Source organism: Bacillus sp. JJ1503, from assembly GCF_036965125.1.
In the GTDB taxonomy this organism is placed as follows: Bacteria; Bacillota; Bacilli; order Bacillales; family Cytobacillaceae; genus Cytobacillus.
This window is the reverse complement of the sequence record NZ_JBALOZ010000025.1, coordinates 10435-14598: the sequence shown is the minus strand read 5'-3', so window position 1 is coordinate 14598 and position 4164 is coordinate 10435. Positions and strand designations below refer to the sequence as shown.

The 4164-nt window shown below is 36.0% G+C and carries 5 protein-coding genes; all 5 read right to left on the bottom strand.

Features of this window, described 5'->3' with window-relative positions:
* Positions 1–242 precede the first annotated feature (242 nt).
* Entirely contained in the window at positions 243–1001 is a 759-nt protein-coding gene (locus V7149_RS02965) for a hypothetical protein (protein ID WP_335344174.1), read from the bottom strand.
* 75 nt (positions 1002–1076) lie between these two features.
* Positions 1077–1895 (bottom strand): SDR family NAD(P)-dependent oxidoreductase, encoded by an 819-nt coding sequence (locus V7149_RS02960; protein ID WP_335344173.1) that lies wholly within the window; start codon positions 1893–1895, stop codon positions 1077–1079.
* 28 nt (positions 1896–1923) lie between these two features.
* Positions 1924–2622, bottom strand: coding sequence for an SGNH/GDSL hydrolase family protein (locus V7149_RS02955; protein ID WP_335344172.1), 699 nt, complete (start codon positions 2620–2622; stop codon positions 1924–1926).
* Positions 2600–3220 carry a TetR/AcrR family transcriptional regulator gene (locus V7149_RS02950; protein ID WP_335344171.1) on the bottom strand — a complete coding sequence of 207 codons (621 nt, stop codon included), beginning with the start codon at positions 3218–3220 and terminating at the stop codon, positions 2600–2602. Before V7149_RS02950 ends, V7149_RS02955 begins: the two co-directional genes overlap by 23 nt.
* Before the next feature lie 290 nt (positions 3221–3510).
* On the bottom strand, positions 3511–4068 hold the full coding sequence (locus tag V7149_RS02945) for a GNAT family N-acetyltransferase (protein WP_335344170.1): 558 nt from the start codon (positions 4066–4068) through the stop codon (positions 3511–3513).
* Positions 4069–4164: the final 96 nt, after the last annotated feature.

The window sequence follows — 4164 nt, the reverse complement described above, 5'->3', positions numbered from 1 at the left end:
AACTACTGCTTTTTACACTATCCTTCCCCGATTGAACTAATGCACCCGTTAGCTTAAGTACATTTCTTCACAATCTCCATTTCTCTTACTAAGCGTTACTAAAAAATCTGGCCCGTTTGAGGAACAGTGGTAAAAACTATGTCTAGAATGGAACACCGTTTGACTTCCAGTCAAGCGCTCTCCCACGATGGTTACTTTAACTGTCCCAAACATTATTCCATACAAAAACGAAAATTCTTAATTTACGGGTTTTCTCCAAACGACTCCTCTTCGCTCATATTCCATTGACACTTCTGTGAATCCGTCATTTTGTTTTTGATCAAGTATTGGAGTTCTTCTGTACTATTCTTTTGCTCTTTTGAGCCATGCCTTGACGGCCTCTTTGTAATTTCCTTGTATGAAATCTGATCAGTATTACCCCATTTCTTCCAGGGAACTTTATCGTATTTATGGTGCTGATAATACTTCCATGGATGGATGCTCCCCGGCGCATAATTATACGTGCCCATGTTTACTAGATTAGTTACAATCTCTCCAGTCTCGATATGATAGACTACTTCAAAGCGACCATTCGACGATACGAACTTTACATGATACGTTGCGTCCAATTCAGTTTCTTCGTACCTGTGATACTTGGCGCTGAATAGTCGCCACTTGCCGCAAGCTGCGAGTTCAATCATCTCATCTAATCGCTCTGGGGCCTCCCCATATCGATTCAGTTCATTTCGAAAATAATGAACCTCCTCCGTAACGTATGCAAGTTGCCTGACATGTCGATCAAAAGTATCAAAAAATAAATAATAATGCTGATGCCCAACCAACATCTCTTCATTTTCCCTCAAATCATGCATCAAACGAGTGAGAATCGCGTGTGATCCAATCGCTTTGGAACGGTCAAATACATACCATTTTCGATGCTGTGAGCGAATTTGATCATACTGTGCCGAGAGTTCTGAAAAGTATGCCTCTGTTAAAAAATCGGACTTGATTGTCACATGCACAACAGGATATACAAAATTTTCATCCAGACGATGGTACCCGTAGGGTGGTCATAGTTCAAGTAGGAAGTTGAATTTTTAAGATACACGAGCTTTTCTACTAACCTTACAAACTAATCTCATCAATGCACTGTGTACTGGAGGAAATATCGTAAAGATAACATTCATTGTTCTACGCATTGGCATCGGACAAATTACAGGTTTATTTTTATGGATACCGTCTAAGGCAATTTTCGCAAGTTGTTGTGGAGACATCATCTTTTGTTTTTTCAATTGTTTTGTAATAAGAGACTTATTGATATTTATTGCTTTCGCCTCATCAAAAATAGGTGTATCAACAAATGTTGGACAAATCGCGCTTACTTTTATGCCAAATTCCTCCGCTTCATAATGAAGGGATGTAGTTAGACCTACAACTGCATGTTTTGTTGTGGAGTAGGCTGAAGATACTGGGGAGGGTCCAAGGCCTGCAGCTGATGCCGTGTTAACTATATGTCCGAAGCCTTGTTCTTTCATGATTTTATACCCAATTTGAGTTCCATTAATGACTCCCCATAAATTTATGTCTACAATTTCTTTCCAGTCTTCTATCGACATATCATATAATTCGCCGTACATGGCAATACCTGCATTGTTAAAAAGGTAATCTAACCGGCCGAATTCTTGATAGACTTCATTAATCGCACGTTCAACACTTTTAAATTCGGTTACATTTAAATAAACAAACCTAGAATTGATGGCTTCTTTATTAAGCTCAGCTTTAAAAGTCTTCCCATCTCGTTCATTAATGTCTGAAATAATAACAAATACATTTTTAGAAACTAATTCATTGCAAATTGCCTTACCTATCCCTGATGCTCCGCCCGTTACAATAGCAACTTTCCTATACCCTTCCATTACTACTTCCTCCTAAATAATTTTTTTACTACTGAAGGGACTTATGGTCGAAGAATAAAAGTCGATCTATCATTGTTGCATATTCGTCTGCAACAAGTGCTGCACCAGTACTATTTAAATGAATGCCATCTAATGTGAAGTGAAGTCCTCGCTTTTTTGATAACCGGTCGATGCTAGTTGGATTTTTATAAAAGAGTACATCCAACATCACTCTCATAACTTTGATGCTGACGTAATCTGAACAAGTGACTTTAGAAAGGTGTTTCTCAAATACGGAATGCATATCTAAAAAACTTACATTTGAGTGTTTTCTAGAGAGGGATTGGATGATGGAAGATAAATTTTTTATTTCTTTATTCGATTCATTCTTTGATGTTTCACCCACTAATGCTGGTGAAACTGTAACCACCTGTTTAGAAGAAGCTATAACCATTTCTAATACTTTGTTGTAATACTCCCTAAATTCCTCGGGATCTTTTGCAACAGGCTGTGCTTGGACTCTCAATAATTTTGAATAAACATCATTGACTCCAATCCAAAGGAAAATAAGATCATAATCTGTATCTAATTTTACTTTTGTTAAACGGGTATGCAAACTTTTAACTGACTCCCCTGGTTTGCCTAGATTATCAAACAAAATATTTGGGTAATTATCTTTTAAAATGTTAACAAAAGACACTCCAGGACGACCTTCTGTTAAACTGTCACCTAGTAATCCTATTTTCATTATTAAATTCCCCCTTTTTTATTGACCCTAAAAAAATCATAATTGCTTGTTTAAAAAGAGGCTCAAGCGAACTCAATTCTTGAGTATTCGTAAGCTGGCATAAGCCACCAAGCCACGTTCCTAGTAATACAGTCCATTCATCTGGATTTCCTGCTATAAACTCCCCCTTTTCTATACCCTCTTGAAAGATTGAGCGATAAGAACTCATCGGGACAACGGCTAATTCATATAATTGTTTTACAGATTCTGGACTTGAGTTTGGATTTGAAGCTAACTCCTGTCCTGATTTTAATAAGGGTGTTTGGTAATTATAGAGTACGTGCATAGCAATGCCATACAATTTTTCTGTTGCGGTTAAGTAAGTAGATTCTATTTTCACCCACTTGTCGTACCAATCTCGCATAGTTTTTTGTGCCAAAAGGACAAAAAGCCGCTCTTTGTTCTGGAAATGATAATAAATGTGTCCCTTACTGTAACCAGAAGCTTTTGAAATATCACCAACTGATGTTTGATTATAGCCTTTTTGAGAGAACAGAATTGAAGCATTTTCCATGATTTCATTTTTTGCATTCTCACCATCATAACGCCTTTTGTTCAACGAGATGCTCCTTCCTCTAAATTGAACGTTCGTTCTATTTTAATTATACATATTTTTACTGAATTATCATTAATATACATTAAATTTACACATTATTGTCACTATTCACATAATATATACTAATCAAATCTACTTATAAAGATTTTGCTTATTAATTAATTCTAATTGTTCAACTATCCTTCTTCGTCCAATAACATTTACAAAAAAGGGTACTTCTCCTTCTTGAAGGTAAGCACCCGTGAGCACTAGTACAATTTTTCACAATCTAACTTTTTAAATAAATACATTTTCTACTTCTTCGTAAAGTATGCCATCGAGATTAAATCATAATAAATATCTTCATCTACTTTTATAGCTTTTACTTTACGTCCTTCCTCAACAAAGCCAACCCTTTCGTATAAAGAGACTGCATTCGTATTTTCAGCAAACACTTCGAGGCAGACTTTTTCAATTAAAGGATTTTCTTTTGCCCAAGCCAACAATAAAGTTAGCATGGCTTTACCAACCCCTTGATATCTATATTTATCTGCAACACTCATACCAAGTGAACCTCGATGTTGTATTCGCTTTTTATGACCATTATGGAAGTCTAAAAACCCGATAATATTACTTTGATATTCTGCTATTATTGCTAACTTGCCATTGTCATCAAAAATCTCTTTTAAGAATTGTTTTTGTCGTTCATAGGATACCTTGAATTCAGCTTCCGTTGTAAGTAAAAAAGGAGCTTCGCTAATAATGGTTTGATTAAACCTCAATACCTTCTTCGCATCTTCAGGTAATGCCGTTTTTATTGTACATGGTTCCCCGTTTTTAGTTACGAAGTTCTTCGGTTGAATGAACCCCATAGAAAACCACTCCCCCATTTGTTTTCTATATAATTTCTTTCGCTTTATGCGAATTTCCTTTTTTTATTAACCTGTTAGTTATTTTAGGTGCATTCT

What these genes read in the sequence shown, in the direction of transcription:
- V7149_RS02960 (WP_335344173.1), bottom strand. Translation starts at nt 1,895, where the DNA reads ATGGAAGGGTATAGGAAAGTTGCTATTGTAACGGGCGGAGCATCAGGG.
- V7149_RS02945 (WP_335344170.1), bottom strand. Translation starts at nt 4,068, where the DNA reads ATGGGGTTCATTCAACCGAAGAACTTCGTAACTAAAAACGGGGAACCA.
- V7149_RS02955 (WP_335344172.1), bottom strand. Translation starts at nt 2,622, where the DNA reads ATGAAAATAGGATTACTAGGTGACAGTTTAACAGAAGGTCGTCCTGGA.